Below are 21,795 nucleotides of genomic sequence, written 5' to 3'. Positions count from 1 at the left end.
CATCGTCACGCCGTGCTGTTCAATCAGCGTGACGGCAACCGCTGGATTCCACTACGCAATCTGGCCGAGAATCAGGAAGAATTCCTGGTCATCGACTCGCTGCTCTCGGAAGAAGCGGTACTGGCCTTCGAGTTCGGCTATGCCACCGCCGCCCCCAACACCCTGACCCTGTGGGAGGCCCAGTTCGGCGACTTTGCCAACGGCGCCCAGGTGGTGATCGATCAGTTCATCAGTTCCGGTGAGCAGAAGTGGGCACGCCTGTGCGGACTGGTGATGCTGCTGCCCCACGGGTACGAAGGCCAGGGTCCGGAACACTCATCCGCCCGCCTGGAGCGCTATCTGCAGCTCTGCGCCCAGCACAACATGCAGGTCTGCGTCCCCTCCACCCCGGCGCAGATATTCCACCTGCTGCGGCGTCAGATGATCCGCCCCTACCGCAAGCCGCTGATCGTGATGACCCCCAAGAGCCTGCTGCGCCACAAACTGGCGGTAAGCGCCCTGGAATCCCTCACCGAGGGGCGCTTCGAGAACGTCATCGACGAGGTCGACGAACTGGACCCGCAGGGCGTCACCCGGATCATCCTCTGCGCCGGCAAGGTCTACTACGACCTGCTGGAACGCCGCCGCACCGAGGAAAAACACGGCATCGTCATCCTGCGCCTGGAGCAGCTCTATCCCTTCCCGGAAGAAGAGCTGAGCGGGATTCTGGCGCAATATCCCAATGCCACCGAGTTCTACTGGGTCCAGGAAGAGCCGCTCAACCAGGGTGCCTGGTACTCCAGCCAGCATCACATCCGCACGCTGCTGGGCGAAGACCGCCACCTACAGCATGTCACCCGGCCTGCATCCGCGTCACCGGCAGTGGGCCACCTGGACGTTCACGTAAAACAGCAGGAAGCTCTGATCGAACGGGCCCTGCGCCAGAACTGACCTGGCCACCACCAGGGCGAGAGACACACAGAGGGCCAACGGGCGCGGACCGCGCCCGCGCCCCAAGGCCGGAACCAATAAGGACACACACGCCATGAGTACTGAGGTCAAGATCCCGCAACTCCCCGAGTCCGTCTCGGATGCCACCATCGTCACCTGGCACAAGCAACCCGGCGACGAGGTCAAGCGGGACGAGATACTGGTCGACATCGAAACCGACAAGGTCGTGCTGGAGGTCCCCGCCCCCCAGGACGGGGTGATGGGAGAGATCATCGAACAGGAAGGTGCGATCGTCACCGCCGGGCAGGTGATCGCCCACTTGGAAAAGGCCGGCAAGGGCGGTAAGGCAGGCGGCAAGAAGAAGGCCGGCAAGGATGACGATGGCAAGGACGCCGGGAAGGCCGCGAAGAAACCGGACACCGCCACCGCCGGGCGTGATGCCGCCGATGACGGCGACGACCCGGCCTTGAGTCCGGCGGTACGTCGCCTGGTGAACGAACACAGCCTGGACCCCGCCGAGATCGAGGGCACCGGCAAGGGCGGACGCCTGCTCAAGGAAGATGTGCTCAAGTACCTGGAGACCCTGGAGGCCGAAGCCGCCCAGGCGCCCGCATCGGCGGCTCCGGCCCCCGCAACCAAGGCCGCCCCGGCCCCCGCCAGCGCCCCGCCGCCGGCCCCGTCTACCGGCCCCAGCGGCGCCCGCCCCGAAAAACGTGTGCCCATGACCCGTCTGCGGGCGCGCATTGCGGAGCGTCTGGTGGAAGCCCAGCAGAACGCTGCCATGCTCACCACCTTCAACGAAGTGAACATGAAGCCGGTGATGGACCTGCGGGCCCAGTACAAGGACCGCTTCGAGAAGCGCCACGGCGTGCGCCTGGGCTTCATGTCCTTCTTCGTCAAGGCGGCCACCGAAGCCCTCAAGCGGTTCCCCGAAGTGAACGCCTCCATCGACGGCAAGGACATCGTCTACCACGGGTATTTCGATATCGGCATCGCCGTCTCCGCCCCCCGGGGCCTGGTGGTCCCCATCCTGAGGGATACGGACACGCTCACCATGTCGGATGTTGAACGCACCATCAACGACTTCGGCAAGAAGGCCGAGGCGGGTAGCCTGGGCATGGAAGACCTCACCGGCGGCACCTTCACCATTTCCAACGGTGGCGTCTTCGGCTCCCTGCTGTCCACCCCCATCATCAACCCGCCCCAGAGTGCCATCCTGGGCATGCACCGCATTCAGGAGCGGCCCATGGCCGAGAACGGCCAGGTGGTGATCCGGCCCATGATGTACCTGGCCCTGTCCTACGACCATCGCATCGTCGACGGTCGCGAGGCCGTGCAGTTCCTGGTGACCATCAAGGACATGCTGGAAGACCCGGCCCGCCTGCTGCTGGAAGTGTAGGGACCACCGGACCTGAACCATGCCCGTGTTCGCCTGCCCTGTGCGCGGCCACGGGCCACATGAACACAAGACAAGAAGATCGGGAGCCAGACCATGGCACAGCAGGATTATGACGTAGTAGTAATCGGCGCCGGCCCGGCAGGCTATGTGGCCGCCATCCGTTGCGCCCAGCTCGGACTCAAGACCGCCTGTATCGACCGCTGGCGGGATGACGCAGGCAAGGAACGCCTGGGGGGCACCTGCCTGAACGTGGGCTGCATCCCCTCCAAGGCCCTGCTGGAATCCTCGGAGCTGTATGAGCACACCCGCAAGCACCTGGGCACCCACGGCGTGCATGTGGGCGATGTGGAACTGGACCTGGCCGGCATGATGTCCCGCAAGGACCGTCTCATCGGCAACCTCACCCAGGGCATCCAGGGCCTGTTCAAGGCCAACAAGGTCACCTGGCTCAAGGGCCAAGGGCAGCTCCAGGGGGAGCGCAAGGTATGCTTCACCTCCCACGACGGCAAGGAGGAGATCCTGGAACCGGAACACGTCATCCTGGCGCCAGGCTCCCACTCGGTGGAACTCAAGTGTGCCCCCTACGACGGCAAATACATCGTCGACTCCACCGGCGCCCTCGCCTTCGACGAAGTGCCCAAACGTCTGGGCGTGATCGGCGGCGGCGTCATCGGCCTGGAACTGGGCAGCGTCTGGCGCCGCCTGGGCGCTGAAGTGGTGGTACTGGAAGCGCAGGATCGCTTCTTGTCCTTCTGCGACGACCAGGTCTCCCAGGAAGCCCTGAAGATCTTCAACAAGCAGGGGCTGGACATCCGCCTCTCCGCCCGCGTCACCGACACCCAGGTGGACGAGGACAAGGGCACCGTCACCGTCATGTACGAGGACGAAGACGGCCGTCATGAAGAGCGCTTCGACCGCCTGGTGGTCTGTGTCGGCCGCCGTCCCTCCACCGACGGACTGGTCAGTGGGCCGGTGGAACTGCTCATCGACGAGCGCGGCGCCATCCATGTGGACGACTATTGCAAGACCACCCTGCCCAACGTCTATGCGGTGGGCGACGCGGTGCGCGGCCCCATGCTGGCCCACAAGGGCTCCGAGGAAGGGGTCATGGTGGCCGAACGCATCGCCGGTATGGGCGGCACCCTCAACTACGAGACCATCCCCAGCGTGATCTATACCCTCCCGGAGATCGCCTGGGTGGGCAAGACGGAGCAGGAACTCAAGAACAAGGGCATCCCCTACTCCGTGGGCGTGTTCCCGTTTGCCGCCTCCGGCCGGGCCCGCGCCATGGAAGATACCACCGGCTTCGTCAAGCTGCTGGCCCACGCCGAGACCGATCGCCTGCTGGGCGCCCACATGATCAGCTCCCGTGCCTCCGAGCTGATCGCCGAGTGCGTCATCGCCCTGGAATTCGGCGCCTCCAGCGAAGACCTGGGCCGCACCGTCTTCGCCCACCCCACCCTCTCCGAGGCCGTGCACGAAGCCGCCCTGGCCACCCTGGGCCACCCGCTGCACATCCCGCCCGGCAAGAAGGGCTGAACCCTCCCTCCTGACAGCCCCGCTCCCTCCCGGGAGCGGGGCCTTATCCTGCCTGCATGACCGCCACCTTCTCCCTGCTCACCCAGCTGCTGCCCCTTTACATCACCATCGTGCTGGGCTGGCTGGCCGGGCGCTATCTCAACGCCAGCGGCGGCCATATCGCCGGGATCATGCTCTACATCATCACCCCGTCGGTGATCTTTGCCGGGGTCATGCACGCCCCCCTGAGCCCCGGCGTCCTGTTGCTGCCGGTGATGGTCTTCGCCTTCTGCACCCTGATCGCCCTGAGCCACCTGTACCTGGCCCGGCGCTGGCTGGGGGACAACACTGCCGCGCTCATTCCCCTGTCGGTGGGCACCGGCAACAGCGGCTATTTCGGCATTCCCGTGGCCCTTTTGCTGTTCGGTGCGGAGGGCGTGAGCCTGTACATCCTGTGCATGCTGGGCACCACCCTGTTCGAGCATTCCGTGGGCTTCTACCTGGCGGCGCGGGGGCGCTTCAGCGTCCGCGACTGCCTGGTCAAGGTCTCCCGCCTGCCCTCCCTTTACGCCTTCCTGCTGGGCGCGGCCCTGAACCTGAACGGCGTCGGCATCGCGGGCGTGCTGCAACCCCTGTTCGACAACCTCCGCGGAGCCTACAGCATCCTGGGCATGATGATCATCGGCATGAGCATCCTCAGCTTCCGGGGCCTGGCGGGCAACCCCCGCTTTACCCTCCTGGCCTTTGCCGGTAAATTCATCAGCTGGCCCCTGCTGGCCCTGGCCTTTGCCTGGGTGGACGCCCACTGGCTGGGCATCTATGACCTGGCCGTTCATCAAGCCATCTTCCTGCTCTCCATCACCCCCATCGCCGCCAACACCGTGGTCATCGCCACCCTCCTGGACATCCACCCCAGGCAGGCCGCCGGCACCACCCTGCTCAGCACGATCTTCGCGCTGGGATTCATCCCGGTGATGGTGACGTGGCTGATGCCGACGGGGTAGCCGGGGGGCGCTGTTTACTGAGGGAGAGTTTTCGGCAAGGGATCTCCTGAATCAGAGATTGACGTCGCGACCATGATGCGCCGGGGCGATGAATCCGGCACGAACCAGGAAATTGCCGAAGTGCTCGCCGGGCTCGCGCCCGGCGGCGAAATGGGCAAACGCCCCATCCAGGTATTCCAGGATGTCGGCCTCGTTGGCGTTATCCAGCGCCAGTCGGTTGAGCCGCGAGCCATCAAAGCCGGCGCCCAGGTACAGGTTGTAACGGCCGGGCGCCCGGCCCACCAGGCCGATCTCGGCCAGGTAGGGCCGGGAGCAGCCATTGGGGCAGCCGCTGATACGCACGGTGATGGGCTGCTCCTCCACGCCATGCCGGGCGGCCATCTCCTCGATGCGGCGGACCAGATCCGGCAGATAACGCTCGGCCTCGGCCATGGCCAGGCCGCAGGTGGGTAGCGCCACGCAGGCCATGGCGTTCAGGCGCACCGGCGAGGCCTGGCGATGCTCATCAAGCCCGTAGGCGGCGAGGGTCTCCTCGACCCGCGCCCGATTGGCCCCATCCACCCCGGCCAGCACCAGATTCTGATTGGGTGTCAGCCGCACATCGGCCACCACGCCCTCATCGATCAGCGCACGCAGGCCCTGGCGTTGCGGGGGAAACAGCCGGCCGGACAGGATGAAGAGGTTGAGCTGCCAGGAGCCGTCCACGGCCTCGGTCCAGCCATAGCGGTCGCCACTGTGGATGAATTCGAAGGCGCGCGCGGGCTCAAGGGTGGCCTGCAAGCGCCCCTGGAGTTCCTGGCGCAGCCAGTCCAGCCCTCTATCCTCGATGGTGTATTTGAAGCGCGCATGTTTGCGCTCCTTGCGATCGCCAAAATCACGCTGGATGGTCACCACCGTCTCGGCCAGCTCGAGCAACTGCCCCGGCGGGATGAAACCGATCACGTCACCCAGGCGCGGGAAGGTCTTGGGCTCGCCGTGGGTGCAGCCCAACCCGCCCCCCACGGTGACATTGAAGCCCACCAACCGCCCTTCCTCTTCGATGGCGATGAACCCCAGGTCCTGGGAGAAGATGTCCACATCGTTGATCGGTGGGATGGCGACCCCGATCTTGAACTTGCGCGGCAGATAGGTCTCACCGTAGAGGGGCTCGGCCTCCGGCTCGGTCTCGCTGTCGGCGACCTTCTTGCCGTCGATCCAGATCTCCCGCCAGGCGCCGGTCTTTGGGGTGAGGTGCGCGCTCAGGCGCTGCGCCCATTGCAGGGCCTGGGCGTGCACCTCACTGGCCTCGGGCTGGACGTGGCACATGACATTGCGGTTCACATCGCCGCACGCGGCCAGCGAGTCCATCAACACCGCGTCGATGCCGCGCATCAGGGTCCTGAGGTCTTCCTTGGCCACGCCATGGAACTGCACCGCCTGCCGGGTGGTGAGTCGGAGGGTGCCGTTGGCCACGCTACCGGCCAACTCGTCCAGGGCCTGCCACTGCTTCGGATTGATCACCCCGCCGGGCACCCGCACCCGGATCATGAACTGATACGCCGGCTCCAGCCGGGCCTCCCGGCGCTCGTTGCGCGTGTCACGATCATCCTGCTGATAGATGCCGTGGAACTTCGTGATCACGGTGTCCGCCTCCGCAAGGGCGCCGGTGACCGGATCCTCAAGTCCCTCAGCCACGGAGCCACGCAGGCGACGGCTGTCGCGCTTGATCTTTTCCACATCCAGGCCAGACATCTTCAGTACACCTCCTTTTTGTAGCGCCCGGCGGACTTCATCTCCGCAAGGCGCTCCTCGGCCACCTCGGCGCTCACCCCGGCGTGCTCGGCGATCACCCCGGCCAGCGCCCGATGGACGTCCTTGGCCATGCCCTGCCCGCTGCCGCAGATGTACACATGGGCACCCGATTCCAGCCAGTCGAAGACCTCCCGGCCCTGCTCGGCGAGCCGGTGCTGCACGTAGACCTTATCGGCCTGGTCCCGGGAGAAGGCCACCGAAAGCCGGGAGAGCGTGCCTTCGCGCAGGTGGCGCAGCCACTCCAGCTGGTAAAGAAAGTCCGTCTGGCGATGCTGCTCGCCAAAAAAGAGCCAGTTCTTCCCTCCGTGGCCCAGGGCGGCGCGATGTTCGACAAAGGCCCGGAAGGGTGCCACCCCGGTACCGGGGCCGATCATGATGACGGGCGTCTCGCCGCCCTCGGGCAGGCGAAAGTTCGGGTTGGCCTCCACGTACACCGGCAGGCCATCGCCCGGTCGCAGCGAGCGAGTCAGCTGCCAGCTGGCAGCGCCGGCGCGCAGTCGATTGTCGGTCTCGCCGCCTTCGAGCTTGACGGTCAGGTGCACCTCGTCTTCATCCACCAGCGGGCTGGAGGCAATGGAGTACAGACGGGGGGCGATGGCGCGCAGGCAGGAGACGAACGGGTCAGCATTGAGTTCGCAAGGGTATTCGTCAATCACGTCCGCCACCTGGCGCGTCTTGCACCAGGCGGCAAACGCGTTACGGTCCTCCAGCAGCTCAGCGAGCTGCGTGACCCCGCCCAGCTCGGCATAGCGCTCCACGAAGGGCCGCGCCACCTGGGTCAGCTCCAGTCGGTGAGTGAGCCATTCCACCAGCGGGCGGGTCTCGCCGCCACGCTCGACGGCCTCATCACCGTTAAGCCCGGTGCGCTCTAGGATCTCATCGACCAAGTGGGGGGCATGGCTTGGCCACACGCCCAAGGAATCCCCAGGCTGGTAGCTGAGCCCGCTGCCTTCAAGGGACAGAGCGAGATGATGGACGCTCTTGGCCGAGGGCGACACGGTCAGCGGCGAGACCTCCAGTAATTCAGCGGTAAACGGGTTGCGACGCCCATGCACCATGGCAGCGGAGGCCGGGATGGCGCTGTCACGGACCACCTGCAACCGCGGCTGTGTGGCCTTTGTCGGTTCCAGCAGCGGTGTGACCGCCTCCAGGATCCTGGGCTGCCAGACGTCCTCGGACGCATCGAGATCCACATCGCAGTCAACCCGATCGAGGATGCGGTGGGCCCCCGCCCTCTCCAGCGCGGTATCCAGATCGCGCCCCACCTGACAGAAATCCGGATACGAGGAATCCCCCAGGGCAAAGACGGCAAAGTTCAGGCCGTCGAGCTTCGGGGCCCGATCCGAGGTCATGAGCTTGTAAAAGGCCTCGGCCTCCTCGGGTGGATCGCCTTCCCCGTGGGTGCTGATCACCAGCACCAGGAGTTTCAGCTTGGTGATCCGCCGCGGCTGGATGTCGGCCAGGCTGGCAAGGTCCACCGCCCATCCCTGAGCACGCGCCTGGGCCGCCAATCGCTCGGCCACGCCGCGCCCGTTGCCGGTCTCTGTGCCATACCAGAGGGTCAGCGTCGCGGCTGCGTCGGCTTCATTGGCCGGTACGGATTGCGGCAGCGCCTGCCCGCCTGCCGAGGCGAGCCCGGCAAAGTATCCGGATGCCCACAACAGCTCCGGGGCGTCGAGACGAGCGACGAGGCGATCGAGTTCGGCTTGCAGCACCTGCTGCCGTTCCGGGGATAGTGCCATGGTGATTCATCACAAACTGGAATAAGTACAGTTCACGCTATCGAGCCAATGGTCGCATGGGAACGATTATTTGGTTCTAGAGTTATTCCCCCCTTTTTTGTCGGTGGCCTTCAACATGGCACGAATGCGTTCAATGTGGACTTGGGAATCGGCAGCCCGCTGGGAGATCGATGAGGGAGAGCTCTTGCCTTCACCTTCATTCTTGGCCATGGTCACGAGCAGATTCTGGCGCTCCTCGAACATTCTCAGTGCCACCCAGAGCGTTTCTTCAATCCTTTCTGTTTGTTGAGCCAGTAGGGACGAGGCGGTAAACGCATGACCCGTATGACAGCGGTACCTGAGGAGTTTTCCTTCCGCTATTTGCCATAACACCCCACCACAGTCCGGACAATTGTAGGGAACCTGATCACCGAGCGCCTCGACAGACGGTAAATCGCTTAACACCCGCTGTGCAATCTTTGCCTCGATCATGATGTCCTCGGGAACCTGCCTGCTCTCCGGTAGATCTCTCGTTAAGAGATCAGATAGCAGCACCCCCATCTCGACAACAGGCAAACAATAATCGACTCCAACATTCGCTATCACCGATCGCGGCATATCCGGATAAGATGCATCCTCCGGATCTTGTGCAATGCAGACTCCGCCGCATCTTTTGATCGCCATCGTACCGCTGGTACCATCATCCAGATATCCTGTAAGGATGATCCCTATGACTCGGTTCCCATAAGCCACTGCCGCAGAACGAAACAAGGGATCAATCGCAGGCCGTGAACGGTTTTCCCTGGCACCCTTGGTCACCAGGATCTTCCCCTCCACAATCAGCATATGTTGGTCTGATGGCGCCAGATAAATATGACCACTCTTGAATGCCTGTTCGTCGTGTGCATGCACACAGGTGAGACTGCCGCTCTCATTTAACGCCTTGACGAGCGCATCTCCGGTGGTGTCTGCGCCCATGTGCATGACGATGAAAATGGGCGCTGGAAAATCCTCTGGAAACTGCGCCACGAGTTTCCTTAAGGCTGACATGCCCCCAGCGGACACTCCAATCACGATAAGCCTTGAATTCCTGTCTTGAGTCATTCCACCACCGTCCGATTGATTGGATTCAAGCTTCATGCATGGATGCCATCAGGTATCCTGAGCGCCTGTGGGACGCTCAGCCATCTCTCACCCTGCCCCCATCGTGGCCCACCGAGCTTTCCAGACCCATATCCTGGCACTCAATGGGGACGAAAGGTAGCCGCATCACAGCGCGCCTGGAAGGAGATGACTCGATCACCACCGTGCCCCTTTCAGGAATCGCAAAACAGGATATACCTCACTCGGAGATGTATCATGGATGGGTCGTACCCGATCGACCTTCCTCCAGCGCGTGTCTTTCCGGCAGCGCTCCGGATCCTTCAGGGGAGCCCCTTCCCATGCGCGCATTCCAGTGGAACGCCAATTTCGTCACCGGCCTCTCGACGGTCGATGAGCAGCATCAACACCTGGTTGAACTGATCAACCGCCTGGGCACCCTGCTGGGGTCCAACAAGGTGCATCGGCAGGATCTGGAAACGCTGTATGGGCAGCTGGTGGATTACGCTGGCTACCATTTCAGGGAAGAGGAAGGGCTGATGGTGACCATGGGCCTGGATACCCGGCATGTGGATGCCCATGTCCAGATGCACCGGGATTTTCTTGAGGAAGTCACCCGGCTGCATGAATCCCTGATTCAAGACTCCCCGCAGGCGGGAAAATACCTGCTCGACTACCTGATCCACTGGTTGGCCTTTCACATCCTGGGGCAGGATCAGCACATGGCCCGGCAGATCGAGGCAATACGCAAGGGCGTCGCCCCCGAAGCCGCCTATGCCGACGTGGAAAAGGTCAGCCATGAATACATCGAGCCGCTGCTGACCGCCGTGAGTCACCTGTTTGCCCAGGTATCGGAACGCAACCGACAACTGGATCACCTCAATCAGTCCCTCGAGGCCCGGGTGGCCGCCCGCACCCTTGAACTCTCGGAGGCCAATCGCCAGCTGGAAGTGCTATCGCGCACGGATGTGCTCACCGGCCTGCCCAACCGGCGCCACGCCATGCAGCACCTGGAGGCCCTGTGGGAAGAGTCCGACCGATTGGGGAAACCCCTGGCCTGCATGATGATCGACGCGGATCACTTCAAGGAAGTGAACGATACCCACGGTCATGAGGCCGGTGATCGCGTACTGATCGAACTGGCCAGGACCTTGCGGCACGCGCTTCGCAACGATGACATCGTCTGCCGGCTGGGCGGCGATGAGTTTCTGGTCCTCTGCCCGGCCACCCCTTACCAGGGCGCCATGCACATCGCCGAGCAGATCAAGGATGCAGTGGCCGCCCTGAGGGTCCCCACGGGCCATGATGCCTGGCAGGGCAGCGCCAGCATTGGCGTCGCCGTGCGCAGCCCAGCCATGAAAGACCCGGATGACCTCATCAAACTGGCGGACGACAGCGTCTATCTGGCCAAACGCGCGGGCAAGAATTGCGTGCGTTCCGCCAACGACGTGCCCCCTGCCCCCGAGAAATAAAGGGGACAGCCCCCTTTTCCCTTCTTTTCCCTTTTCCCGAAGCCCCTGCAAACCCGCACCTCGGTGCTATTCTCAATCGTGGAACCATGGATCCCGAGTCTTTCATCCATCACGATAAAGGAGGCGATCATGGCCCATCGCCAGGTAGTGATCTGCGCCCCGACGCGTACCGCCATTGGGACCTTCAACGGCTCCCTGGCCAAGATTCCCGCCACCGATCTGGGTGCCACGGTTGTACGCGCAACCCTGGAGCGGTCCGGGCTGTCGCCAGAGGCCGTTGATACCGTCATCCTGGGCAATGTCATCCAGGCCGGATGCAAGATGAATCCTGCCCGCCAAGCCTCGATCCATGGCGGGATACCGGCCCAGACACCCGCGCTCACGGTCAACCGGGTCTGTGGCTCGGGTGTTCAGGCGATTGCCAGCGCCTTTCAGGAGATAGCACTCGGCCTCGTCGACACGGCCATTGCCGGCGGCATGGAGAACATGGATCGTGCCCCCTACCTGCTCATGCAGGGCCGTACCGGGTATCGCCTCGGCCATGGTCAGTTACTGGACGCGGTGCTCAGTGACGGTCTCAATGACGCCTTTTCGGGTGAGCATGCCGGCTGGCACACCGAGGATCTCGCCGAGCAATATGGCATCAGCCGAGAGGTGCAGGACGCGTGGGCGGTGCGCTCTCAGCAGCGTTTCAGCCAGGCCCAGGCAGCCGGTCATTTCGCCGCCGAGATCACGCCGATCGACCTCTCGGATAAAAAGACCACCCGGCAGTTTGATGCCGATGAGCACAACCGTGGTGATACCACGATGGAAGGCCTGCAGAAGCTGCGCCCTGCCTTCCGCAAGGATGGCACCATCACCGCCGGAAACGCCCCCGGCATCAATACCGGCGCTGCGGCCATGGTTATCGCTGGGGAAGACGCCGCTGCCAGGCACGGCCTGACCCCGGTGGCACGCATCGCCGCTTATGGTGTTGGCGGTGTGGAGCCCGGCATGTTCGGCATGGGGCCAGTGCCGGCGGTCAAGCAGTGCCTGCAGCGGGCGGGATGGTCGACGGATGAGGTGGAGCGCTGGGAGATCAATGAGGCGTTCGCCGCGATCGCCGTTGCCATCCTGCGTGATCTGGGACTCGACGAGGAGCGGGTCAATGTGGAGGGTGGAGCCATCGCCCATGGCCACCCGATCGGCGCTACGGGGGCAGTCCTCACCACCCGACTGCTCCATTCCATGCAGCGCGACGGCCTGACCCGTGGCGTGGTCACCATGTGCATTGGTGGTGGCCAGGGGGTGGCCCTGGCACTGGAGCGGAACTGAGCAGGACGTGGCTTGCGGCGATAGCGCTGACGAGTCGACCGCTTCTTCCCGGTGATCCCTGATGAGATTGACGTCGCGACCATGATGCGCCGGGGCCACAAACCCCGAGCGCACCAGGAAATTGCCGAAGTGCTCGCCGCGCTCACGTCCGGCGGCGAAATGGGCAAAGGCCCCATCCAGGTATTTCAGGATGTCGGCCTCGTTGGCGTTATCCAGCGCCAGTCGGTTGAGCCGCGAGCCGTCAAAGCCGGCGCCCAGGTACAGGTTGTAACGGCCGGGAGCAGCCGTTGGGGCAGCCGCTGATACGCACGGTGATCGTGGGCGCGACCCGCACATCGCCTACCCTGGCGGACATCTTATTCCCGTCGCGGCGCAACGAGTGACAAGACCCGCCCGGTTTATTGGCCCGAAGGAGAGCCCCGCCTTGCTACCCAGCAGGATTGACCAAGGTCAAGGGCTGCCGGGTCAGAGACTCGCGACAATCCTCCACGATATCTGACCCTCCCCTTTAACCCCCTGCCTACGGTGCCCGCATGCCCACCTTCATGAAACAGACCTGGCACCATTACAGCGCCGCCCCGCATCGGCTGATGTTCCTGCCCGGCATGATCCAGCTGGTACTGACCGTCATCTACTGGGGGATCGAGCTGGCCGGGCGATACACCACCTGGTGGTCGCCCCTCACCCTGAACGTGCCTGGCTTTGCCCTGCACCCCTTTCTCATGCTCTATGGGATCTTTCCGTTCTTCATGTTCGGATTTCTCATGACCACCTATCCGCGCTGGATGAACGGTAACGAAATCCCCCGGTCCCGCTACGTGCCGGCCTGGGCCGCACTCACCGGCGGCATGGCGCTCTTCTATCTGGGGCTGTTCACCCAGGGCGCGTGGGTCACAATAGGCATCGTGCTCTATCTGGCCGGATGGGCCTGGGCCATGGCGGCTCTATGGGCGGTGTATCTTCGCGCCCCGGCCACCGACCGCACCTACGAGACCTGGCTCAACGCGGCCCTGATGCTGGGGTGGCTGGGAGCCGCAAGCTGGCTGGTCTGGAGGCTCGAGGGTTCCCAATTCTGGTACGCCTTCTCCCTGCAGTCGGGATTCTGGCTGTTCCTGATCCCGGTGCTGGTGATCGTTGGCCATCGCATGATCCCGTTTTTCTCCAACTTCGTGCTCAAACCCTACACCATGGTGCAGCCCCGCTGGTCCCTGCCACTCATGGCCATCGCCGTGGTCGGTCATGTGATCCTGACCTTGACGGGACACTGGCAATGGCGGTTCATCCCCGACTTCGCCCTCGCCTTCCTGGCGCTGCATCACGCCTGGCACTGGGGTTTCCGCCGCGCCCTGGATCACCGCCTCCTGGCCGTGCTGCACATCGCCTGGGCCTGGTTGGCGGTGGGCATGCTGTTCTTTGGGGTGCAGAGCCTGATACTGATGTTGACCGGCCAATGGTGGTTTGGTCACTCCCCGCAGCACGCACTGGCCCTGGGCTTCATCACCTCCATGACCCTGGGCATGGCCACCCGGGTCACACTGGGGCACTCGGGGCGCGCCCTCCAGGTCAATGGCTTCACCTGGGCCTGCTTCCTGGCACTCTCCGGTGCCACCCTCACCCGCGTGACCGCCGACCTGCCCTGGCTGCCGTCGGGAGCCATCGGGCCCATGAATCTGGCCTCGGCCCTGATCTGGCTGGCCTTCATCACCCCGTGGGCGCTCTACTACGGCCCCATGCTCTGGCGCCCCCGGGTGGATGGCCGGCCGGGGTGAGTTGTGGAAGTACACCTGTACTACTGCATTTGGGCACCCATGGCGTCATGGGGGTGATCATTCAGGACGTACCTGCCCCCCGCAGAGCATGCACCCGGGCGTCGATGCTGAACCGTTGCCACAGCGACCCGCTGGAGTGCGTGGGACACCGCACAGACCTTGCTCGCACATAACGCTAGTCTTTCCTGGCAGGTAGGCTTTCGGGAAGTGACCCAAGGCTGAGCGCGGCGCCGGCTTGCCGACCAACCGGCATGGCGACCATCTCCCTTTCCCATAGGGGCTCGCCTGCACGCACTGACTGTCACAGCCACTGCGTATCGCTGTTCCCCCCTTTGCGAATGAAAGACAAGCTGATGAACCGTACTGAAGCCCTGAGCGCTAAGACATCCCCCCACATACCAATCCCCGATCTATGCGAAAGCTTTTTGGAGTTCATCGGTAGCGACACCTTCCCCTGCGTGGGCGCCAGGTTGGCCTTGGCCCAAGGCTCGATCGAAACCCATGAGTTCGGTGTATTGGGTGACCCCGACAATGACCGGGTGATACTCGATGGGATTGCCCAGTTTATTGACAAGATCGAAGCGAGTACTGACGACAAGAATATAGTGCATTCTTACGTCGTGATATTCCGCGGACCAATCGATATGAGTGAGCTAGGTTTTGAGTCCTTGATGTGGTCACAGTTATGGCGAATCCACAAGCTTGATGTCTTGGCGGGCCACCTTCCTGCCGAGGATGTCAGCAGTGATGCTGAAAGCCCGCTTTTCAGCATGAGCATTGCCGGGCATCCGTTCTTCCTGATTGGGCTCCACCCGCATGCCTCGCGACTCGCCAGGCGTTTCAGCCATCCGGTGCTGGTGTTCAATTCTCACCGCCAGTTCCAGAAGCTGAAAGAGGATGGACGCTATGAGAAGATGCAGGCGGCCACTCGGTCACGCGATATGGAGTTGCAAGGCTCTGTGAATCCCAATCTGGCGGCCTTCGGCGATGCGAGTGAGGCCCGGCAGTACAGTGGCCGTGAGGTGGAAGCCAGTTGGCGGTGCCCGTTTGATTTCAAGCCAAAACCATGAAATCGGGTGTGGCCACAGTGAGAATTCCGCCCTGCTCGGCGCAGACGGTCGAGCTGTCCATGGGTGATGAGTTGGTCATTATCGATCCCGAAGGCCAGCAGGTGAGCGACCTGGTCGCCTTTGGGCGCTCGGATCATGGGGAGTATCTGTCTTCCGGTCGATCTCTTGACTATGCCTCCCGCCTATGGCTCACCACGGGCGACGTCCTCTACTCCAACCGCAGCCGCCCCATGTTCACGATTCTGGAGGACACCTGCGGCCGACACGACTTCACTTTGACCCCCTGCTCGAAAGACACCTTCAGGATCATATATGGGGAGACCGAGGGACGTCCGGGCTGCGAGGGCAATCTGGCGGCGGCCTTGGCCCCCTACCACATCGGAGTGGATCGCATACCCATCGCATTCAACGTGTTCATGCATGTCGCGATAGACGCCACAACCGGAGCGTTTCGCGTACTCCCGCCACTTAGCAAGGCAGGGGACTTCATTCGCCTACAGGCCGAGATGCCCTTATTGGTGGCGATGACCGCATGTTCCGCCGGGCAGTCGAACAACTTCTGCTTCAAGCCGATCGATTTCAGGGTTGTGCGCTTTGACCTGAATCCGTGACGAATTCTCGCCAAATTTCATGATTAATCTTCAAAAACCGCCCGCAGAACCGGGACAGCCATCATTCCCTGCGGCCCTACTCCGTCCAGGCCGCACGGTTTCCCTGTATTCCATGTCGCCCCGCTGGGTGATTCTGGATTCGAGCCTAGCCGATTTTGTGACGCATGTCCTGTTTCAGGTCATGTCTGCCATCCGGGACGACCGGGCAACTGGGTTTGGCCATTGCCCTGCGGATCGACCATGCGAAAATGGAGACGGCTCCCCCTCATGTACTCACCGGCGTACAGATCTCCACCAGGAAACCTTCCGGATCACAGACATAGGCCACCGTTTGCCCCCAGGGCATCTCTTCCGGTGTCTGTCTGAGGGTGGCTCCGGCGGCGAGTGCCCTGTCCAGGGCGGCTTGTACGTCGTCGGTCACCACGGCGATCTCAAAGCAGGGCTGCTCCGGATCCGGGGCCTGTGGGGTCTTGCCCAGGGTCCGGATCAACTGGCGGGATGAAAAGGCCAAGGTGGTCGTGCCGGTGGCCAGCTCTGCAAAGTCTCCTGACTCGTGCACGAAGCGGGTGTCAAAGCCAAAGGCCTGGTTGTAGAAGGCGACCGCCCTGCGGACGTCCTCGACGTACAAAATGGTGTATCCCAGTTTCATGGTGATGCCCCCATCAACTCTGCGATGATCGAGCGTATCCCAACTTGGATAGTTTCAGGAACCACGGCATGGCAAAACGCAAGCACCCCCGCCGGGGTGGACCTACACACTGCCCCTGTGGCTCCGGCCTTAACCGCGAAGGCTGCTGCGGTCCCTTTCTGGACGGTGAATCCATCCCCCAAACCGCTGAAGCCCTGATGCGCTCGCGCTACACGGCCTTTGTGGAGCGGCATACGGACTATCTGCTGGACACCTGGCTGCCGGGGACCCGTCCTTCGGTGCTGGAACTGGAGGCAGGCCAGCAGTGGCTGGGTCTGAGCGTCCGCGCCACTTCAGGGGGCGGGCTGGAGGATGAGACCGGTCAGGTGGAATTCGTGGCCCGGTCCCGGATTGGCGGAAAGGGTGTCCGCCTGCACGAGCGCAGTCGCTTTGTGCGCATCGATGGGCGCTGGTATTACGCGGACGGTGATTTGCTGACCTGATCCAGCCCTTCCAGCGCCGGCTACCCCACCACCACCCGATCCTTCCCCCCGGACTTGGCCGCGTAAAGTGCCTCGCCTGCCCCCAGCAACAGGGCCACGAACGCTTCCCCGCCATAGCGGCACATGACATCCCCCCGGCGCACGGTGTCGGCCAGGGCCTGGCCCATGCGGATCAGGACCTTCACCCACAAGGTGGCCGCCAATCACTCGGCTAGCAGCACCTGCTGCCGCTCTGGGGATAGCGCCATTGGGACTCATCAAAAACAGGAACGCATACGATTCACGCTAGCGAGCCACTGCCACCATAGCAACGACTTTTTGGTCCTACCTTTATTGAGTTCCATGCAGTACCTCACATGACCATGGAGCGCCGGAAAAGCAGCAATACCTATCCATGGCCAGCATTCGTCGGCGGGCCGGCGCCCACCGGTACCCTCGTTTTCTGCTTAACTCGTAGTGAGCGCAAACGAGGAGGTGGAGCCATGGCCAACATGATGAAGGCCGCCGTGTTCGTGGAACCCGGCCGCATTGAAATCAAGGACAAACCGATCCCCGCCGTGGGACCCAATGACGCCTTGATACGCATCACCACAACCACCATTTGCGGCACCGATGTGCACATCCTCAAGGGTGAGTATCCGGTGGTCAAGGGCCTGACGATAGGTCACGAACCGGTGGGGATCATCGAGAAGCTGGGGGCGAATGTGCAAGGATACGCGGAGGGGCAGCGTGTCATTGCGGGGGCCATCTGCCCCAGTTTCACCTCCTACGCCTGCCAGGACCATTGCTGTGCCCAGGATGGTGGACACCATGCCCATGGCTACAAACCCATGGGTGGCTGGCGCTTCGGCAACACCATTGATGGCGCCCAGGCGGAGTACCTGCTGGTGCCCGATGCACAGGGCAACCTGACCCCGGTGCCGGATGGACTGACCGACGAGCAGGTACTCATGTGCCCGGACATCATGTCCACCGGCTTTGCCGGGGCCGAGTCGGCGGATATCCGCATCGGTGATATCGTCGCCGTCTTTGCCCAGGGTCCCATCGGCCTGTGTGCCACTGCCGGTGCCCGCCTGCGCGGTGCCGGCATGATCATTGCCGTGGATGGTGTTGATGAGCGCCTGCAGATGTCACGGCAGATGGGGGCCGACGTGACGCTGGATTTTCGCAAGGTGGATGTGGTGTCGGAAATTCTGAAACTGACCGGTGGTCGCGGCGTGGACGCCTCCATCGAGGCACTGGGCCTGCCGTCTACCTTTGAAGCGGCGCTGCGGGTACTCAAGCCGGGCGGCACCCTGTCCAGCCTGGGCGTCTACTCCAGCGACCTGACCATTCCCCTGGATGCCTTCTGTGCCGGCCTGGGTGACCACAAGATCGTGACCTCCCTCTGCCCGGGCGGCAAGGAACGCATGCGTCGACTGATGCAGATCATCGCCAACGGCCGCCTGGATCTGGGACCGATGGTCACCCATCGCTACCACCTGGATCAGATCGTGGACGCCTACGACCTGTTCTCCCATCAGCGCGACGGGGTGCTCAAGGTGGCCATCAGCACCCATTGACCCGCGGAAGGCTCGTGTCATGCAGCGGCTACTTCGTCAGCACCTCACTGCGGAACTTGAGCAGCGCCACGCGCCACCAGTCCAGGGTGTCGTCCAGGTTGCGCCCGGTCACGCCGAAATCCAGGTTCACGTTCATCTCCAGCACGGGATCACCCTCATTATCCAGATAGGCCTTGCCGAAACGGGCGATCCTGTTCCACTGGTTCATGTCTTCCAGCGTGTACTGGCCATTGGTCTGCCAAGCACTGGTGAACTGAATGTTCTTGCAATTGAGGTTTTGCGAGCACCCGTAGAACATGATGGTATAACCCGTACCGTCGATGCGCCCGCGGATCATGGGATCACCCGCGCTGTCGGTGGTCAGGGTCGCCGAACCGTACCCCTGGGCAAGCTGGCGGATCTTTTCCGGATCCTTCGCATCCACGATCTCGGACGCCGACAGGGTACCGATCGTGGCCAGCAAAATCGCACTCATCAACAATGGTTTCAGCATGGGCATTTCCTTCAAAGGGCCATCATGGACTTACCGGGAGCGGCATCCCACGGACAAGGCCGTTCAAATAAGATGATATACCGTCTCGCACCAAAACCACTCAACCATTCACCGACTGATCCGGCCCTGTCATCGCACGGCGTCTTTGGGTTTCAGAACCCGAACCAACCCGAACAATCACTCCGGTGATCAGTGCTGTACGGAGGACTCGTCATGTCAGGTCCAATTTGTAAAGCGCTTGTGGCATTCATCATCGTTCTGGCCTTTTCCGACGGCCTCAAACCCGCGGTGGCGCAATCCGACCCACCATTGAGCGCTGAACATTCGGACCCGGGAAGGCTGGGCTGGATGACCGGTTTTCCGCCGCCCCCCGAAAAGCTGATCACACACCCCGAGTCCGATTACTTCGGCTTTCCCAAGCTCCGCTGGACGGTGTGCCACATACGCGAGCTACTGCCGACCAAGCAAGTCAGCCGCGGCATCGGTGCGCCGGTACCACTGACGTACGCCCTTGACGATAGCATTGATGCCGTGCGTTTCACACCGCTTGATGGTGATGAGCCAATGACATGGAAGGCGTCGCTATCGGCCAATTACACCGACGGCATGCTCATCATCCATAAGGACCGGGTGGTTTACGAACGGTACTTCGGCTGTCTCGACGAAATGAGCCAGCACGCGGCGATGTCCATGACAAAGTCTCTGACGGGACTGCTGGCCGAGATTCTCGTGGCGGAGGGGGAGCTTGATGACACCGCCAAAGTGGCCGACCTTGTCCCGGAACTCTCCCGCAGTGCGTTTGGCGAGGCCACCGTGCGTCAGGTCATGGATATGACAACGGCTCTCGATTACAGCGAAGACTATGCCGACCCCGAGGCCGACATATGGGCCTATTCCGCCGCCGCGAGTCCGCTGCCGAAACCCGAGGGGTATGAAGGCCCCAACGGTTATTTCGAGTATCTTCAAACCGTGGGGCAGGACGGGGTTCATGGACAGACTTTCGGGTACCGGACCATCAACACGGATGCCCTCGGCTGGATCATCTCGCGACTGACGGGCAGGAATATCGCGGAACTGCTGTCAGAGCGCATCTGGAGCAGGATGGGCGCCGAGCAGGATGCCTACATGACCATTGACGGCAAGGGCACTCCCTTCGCGGGCGGGGGATTAAGCGCGGGCCTGCGTGACCTGGGGCGAATCGGCGTGCTGATGCTCAACGGCGGCGAGATCAACGGGCAACGGCTGTTTCCCAAAGAGGTTGTGGCGCGCATTCGCGCCGGTGGCGACAAGGAAGCCTTTGCAAAAGCGGGGTATGCCACCCTTGACGGCGGCAGCTACCGTAGCATGTGGTGGATTTTTCACAACCCGCATGGTGCCTTTGCGGCACGCGGCGTCCACGGGCAAACCATCTATGTGGATCCGACCGCCGAGATGGTGATCGTGCGTTTTTCGTCTTTCCCCACGGCAGGCAATGCCAAGATCGATCCGAACTCGCTGCCCGCCTATCAGGCCGTGGCCGAGCATCTGATGAGACATTGATCATCCGCCGGACTCGCTTCGGCGCAGATACTCCCGTACCTGCCCCAGCAGCCAGTCGGTAACCTGACCCTCCCGATAGTGTCGGGATTTGAGGGCCACGTATTCATCCATCCGTACGGCGGTGGCATGCTTCGGGATCACCAGTCGCCCCGTCTCCAGGTAGTCGGCGGCCAGGGGCTGGGGTAGCCAGGTCCAGCCGATGCCTTCCGCCGCCATGTCGCGCATCAGCTCAAAATGGCTCACACCGACCTGCCTGGCGGTCTGCCCGTCCGTCACCCGCAGCCCCTGGGCGGTGAAGTGCGCCTGCCCGATGAAGGGATAGTCCCTCAGATCCTGTTCCGAGACCTGCTGCAGCAGGGTCAGGGGATGGCCGGCGGCGGCCACCATCATCACCTGCACCGGACTCAGCACCACGGCCTCCGACGCTGATGGTCTGGAGGATACGCGCCGCAGGCCGATCCCCAGGTCCACTTCGCCGCTGGCGATCATGGCGTCCAGCTCTGCCATGGTGGACAACCCAAAGCACAAATCCAGATTCGGGAAGCGTCGCGACAGGCGGATGACGATCTCCCGCCAGAAGGCCTCGGGCAGAGCATCATCCCGGGCGATGCGCAGTATCCGCTCTTCCCCCTGGAAATGACGACGACAACGCTGCTCCAGGGACTGGGCCAGGGAGACGATGCGCTGACAGTCGTCCAGCAGGTCCGCGCCGATGGGAGTCGGCTTCACCTGATTGCCGCTGCGTTCGAACAGCGTCACCCCCAAATGGTCTTCCAGCGCAGCAATCCCCATGCTCACCGCACCCCGGCTTTTGCCCAGGGTGCGAGCCGCGGCGGCAATGGAGCCATGGCGGCAAACGAGCACGAATTCTTGGATCTGGGCCAGGGTCACGGGCGGTCCTCCAGCAGGGTTACGGGCGCTTATGAGTCAGTTTTTCCGACGCTCAGCGATTATGCCCGATCGCACCCGCCGGGTAGCATCCCCGGTCCCGCAACCTTTGGAGACGCGCCATGAGATTGGCATGGATGTTCCTAATGCTGGCCATCGTGACCGAGGTATCCGGTGTCAGCACCATGAACTTTCTGAGTGAGGGTGCCGGCATCACCGGTTATTTGATCATGTATGTATGCATCATTTTTTCCTATATTTTTCTAGGCTTTGCGGTGAAAAAGATCCCCGTGGGGGTGGCCTTCGCCATGTGGGAGGGGCTTGGCATCACCCTGATCACGGCCCTGTCCCTGCTGGTGTTCGGCAGTACCCTGTCTACCCAGGAGCTGATCGGCCTGGGTCTGGCCGTGGTGGGGATCATCATGATCAATGCCGGCGAAAAGCGTCCTGAAGCGTCAGCCTGATTGACCAAAAACCCGTCT

At 62.7% G+C, this 21,795-nt stretch carries 19 protein-coding genes and 1 pseudogene; 13 read left to right on the top strand and 7 right to left on the bottom strand.

What is annotated here, in order from left to right:
• The 4 genes and pseudogenes from sucA to LQ952_RS03005 all read left to right on the top strand — a co-directional run.
• Positions 1-930: pseudogene (gene sucA, locus LQ952_RS03020) on the top strand (2-oxoglutarate dehydrogenase E1 component); the annotation flags it as partial.
• 94 nt (positions 931-1,024) lie between these two features.
• Entirely contained in the window at positions 1,025-2,329 is a 1,305-nt protein-coding gene (gene odhB / locus LQ952_RS03015; RefSeq protein WP_238621181.1) for a 2-oxoglutarate dehydrogenase complex dihydrolipoyllysine-residue succinyltransferase, read from the top strand.
• Positions 2,330-2,422: 93 nt separating this feature from the next.
• The gene (gene lpdA, locus LQ952_RS03010) at positions 2,423-3,868 is read left to right on the top strand and encodes a dihydrolipoyl dehydrogenase (RefSeq protein ID WP_238621180.1); all 1,446 of its coding nucleotides are present in this window, start codon (positions 2,423-2,425) and stop codon (positions 3,866-3,868) included.
• A 56-nt stretch (positions 3,869-3,924) separates the two neighbouring features.
• Positions 3,925-4,851, top strand: a complete 927-nt coding sequence (locus LQ952_RS03005) for an AEC family transporter (protein WP_238621179.1) — start codon at positions 3,925-3,927, stop codon at positions 4,849-4,851.
• A 51-nt stretch (positions 4,852-4,902) separates the two neighbouring features.
• On the opposite strand, the gene LQ952_RS03000 is transcribed toward LQ952_RS03005, so the two are convergent.
• The 3 genes from LQ952_RS03000 to LQ952_RS02990 form a co-directional block, all read right to left on the bottom strand.
• Complete coding sequence (locus LQ952_RS03000) at positions 4,903-6,582, bottom strand: NADPH-dependent assimilatory sulfite reductase hemoprotein subunit (RefSeq protein ID WP_238621178.1); 1,680 nt, start codon at positions 6,580-6,582, stop codon at positions 4,903-4,905.
• Between the two features lie 2 nt (positions 6,583-6,584).
• The gene (locus LQ952_RS02995; RefSeq protein ID WP_238621177.1) at positions 6,585-8,384 is read right to left on the bottom strand and encodes an assimilatory sulfite reductase (NADPH) flavoprotein subunit; all 1,800 of its coding nucleotides are present in this window, start codon (positions 8,382-8,384) and stop codon (positions 6,585-6,587) included.
• Positions 8,385-8,450: 66 nt separating this feature from the next.
• A complete protein-coding gene (locus LQ952_RS02990; RefSeq protein WP_238621176.1) occupies positions 8,451-9,503 on the bottom strand; it encodes a chemotaxis protein CheB in 1,053 nt (350 codons plus the stop codon).
• Positions 9,504-9,805: 302 nt separating this feature from the next.
• Between LQ952_RS02990 and LQ952_RS02985 the strand changes: the two genes are divergently transcribed.
• The 5 genes from LQ952_RS02985 (at position 9,806) to LQ952_RS02965 (ending at position 15,700) form a co-directional block, all read left to right on the top strand.
• Complete coding sequence (locus tag LQ952_RS02985; protein ID WP_238621175.1) at positions 9,806-10,936, top strand: GGDEF domain-containing protein; 1,131 nt, start codon at positions 9,806-9,808, stop codon at positions 10,934-10,936.
• 129 nt (positions 10,937-11,065) lie between these two features.
• Positions 11,066-12,250, top strand: a complete 1,185-nt coding sequence (locus LQ952_RS02980) for a thiolase family protein (protein ID WP_238621174.1) — start codon at positions 11,066-11,068, stop codon at positions 12,248-12,250.
• A gap of 533 nt (positions 12,251-12,783) precedes the next feature.
• On the top strand, positions 12,784-14,019 hold the full coding sequence (locus tag LQ952_RS02975) for an NnrS family protein (protein WP_238621173.1): 1,236 nt from the start codon (positions 12,784-12,786) through the stop codon (positions 14,017-14,019).
• 353 nt (positions 14,020-14,372) lie between these two features.
• A complete protein-coding gene (gene gntA / locus LQ952_RS02970; RefSeq protein ID WP_238621172.1) occupies positions 14,373-15,089 on the top strand; it encodes a guanitoxin biosynthesis heme-dependent pre-guanitoxin N-hydroxylase GntA in 717 nt (238 codons plus the stop codon).
• Entirely contained in the window at positions 15,086-15,700 is a 615-nt protein-coding gene (locus LQ952_RS02965; protein WP_274521942.1) for an urea carboxylase-associated family protein, read from the top strand. The genes gntA and LQ952_RS02965 overlap by 4 nt, the downstream gene beginning before the upstream one ends.
• 265 nt (positions 15,701-15,965) lie before the next feature.
• Here LQ952_RS02965 and LQ952_RS02960 read toward each other — a convergent pair whose 3' ends face one another.
• Positions 15,966-16,349 (bottom strand): VOC family protein, encoded by a 384-nt coding sequence (locus tag LQ952_RS02960; protein WP_238621170.1) that lies wholly within the window; start codon positions 16,347-16,349, stop codon positions 15,966-15,968.
• Between the two features lie 68 nt (positions 16,350-16,417).
• On the opposite strand from LQ952_RS02960, the gene LQ952_RS02955 reads away from it, so the two are divergent.
• Positions 16,418-16,831 carry a YchJ family protein gene (locus LQ952_RS02955; RefSeq protein WP_238621169.1) on the top strand — a complete coding sequence of 138 codons (414 nt, stop codon included), beginning with the start codon at positions 16,418-16,420 and terminating at the stop codon, positions 16,829-16,831.
• Between the two features lie 20 nt (positions 16,832-16,851).
• On the opposite strand, the gene LQ952_RS02950 is transcribed toward LQ952_RS02955, so the two are convergent.
• On the bottom strand, positions 16,852-17,016 hold the full coding sequence (locus LQ952_RS02950) for a diguanylate cyclase domain-containing protein (RefSeq protein WP_238621168.1): 165 nt from the start codon (positions 17,014-17,016) through the stop codon (positions 16,852-16,854).
• Positions 17,017-17,313: 297 nt separating this feature from the next.
• Here LQ952_RS02950 and LQ952_RS02945 point away from each other — a divergent pair, with 297 nt between their 5' ends.
• The gene (locus LQ952_RS02945) at positions 17,314-18,393 is read left to right on the top strand and encodes an NAD(P)-dependent alcohol dehydrogenase (protein WP_238621167.1); all 1,080 of its coding nucleotides are present in this window, start codon (positions 17,314-17,316) and stop codon (positions 18,391-18,393) included.
• Between the two features lie 28 nt (positions 18,394-18,421).
• Here the strand turns inward: LQ952_RS02945 and LQ952_RS02940 are convergent, their stop codons facing one another.
• A complete protein-coding gene (locus LQ952_RS02940) occupies positions 18,422-18,886 on the bottom strand; it encodes a YbjN domain-containing protein (RefSeq protein ID WP_238621166.1) in 465 nt (154 codons plus the stop codon).
• A 213-nt stretch (positions 18,887-19,099) separates the two neighbouring features.
• Here LQ952_RS02940 and LQ952_RS02935 point away from each other — a divergent pair, with 213 nt between their 5' ends.
• A complete protein-coding gene (locus LQ952_RS02935; RefSeq protein WP_238621165.1) occupies positions 19,100-20,425 on the top strand; it encodes a serine hydrolase domain-containing protein in 1,326 nt (441 codons plus the stop codon).
• On the opposite strand, the gene LQ952_RS02930 is transcribed toward LQ952_RS02935, so the two are convergent.
• Entirely contained in the window at positions 20,426-21,316 is an 891-nt protein-coding gene (locus LQ952_RS02930) for a LysR family transcriptional regulator (RefSeq protein WP_238621164.1), read from the bottom strand. It lies immediately after the preceding gene.
• 119 nt (positions 21,317-21,435) lie between these two features.
• Here LQ952_RS02930 and LQ952_RS02925 point away from each other — a divergent pair, with 119 nt between their 5' ends.
• Positions 21,436-21,777, top strand: a complete 342-nt coding sequence (locus tag LQ952_RS02925) for an SMR family transporter (RefSeq protein ID WP_238621163.1) — start codon at positions 21,436-21,438, stop codon at positions 21,775-21,777.
• Positions 21,778-21,795 lie beyond the last annotated feature (18 nt).

It is taken from the genome of Ectothiorhodospira lacustris, assembly GCF_022227785.1.
GTDB lineage: Bacteria > Pseudomonadota > Gammaproteobacteria > Ectothiorhodospirales > Ectothiorhodospiraceae > Ectothiorhodospira > Ectothiorhodospira lacustris.
This window is presented reverse-complemented; position numbering and strand designations above follow the sequence as displayed.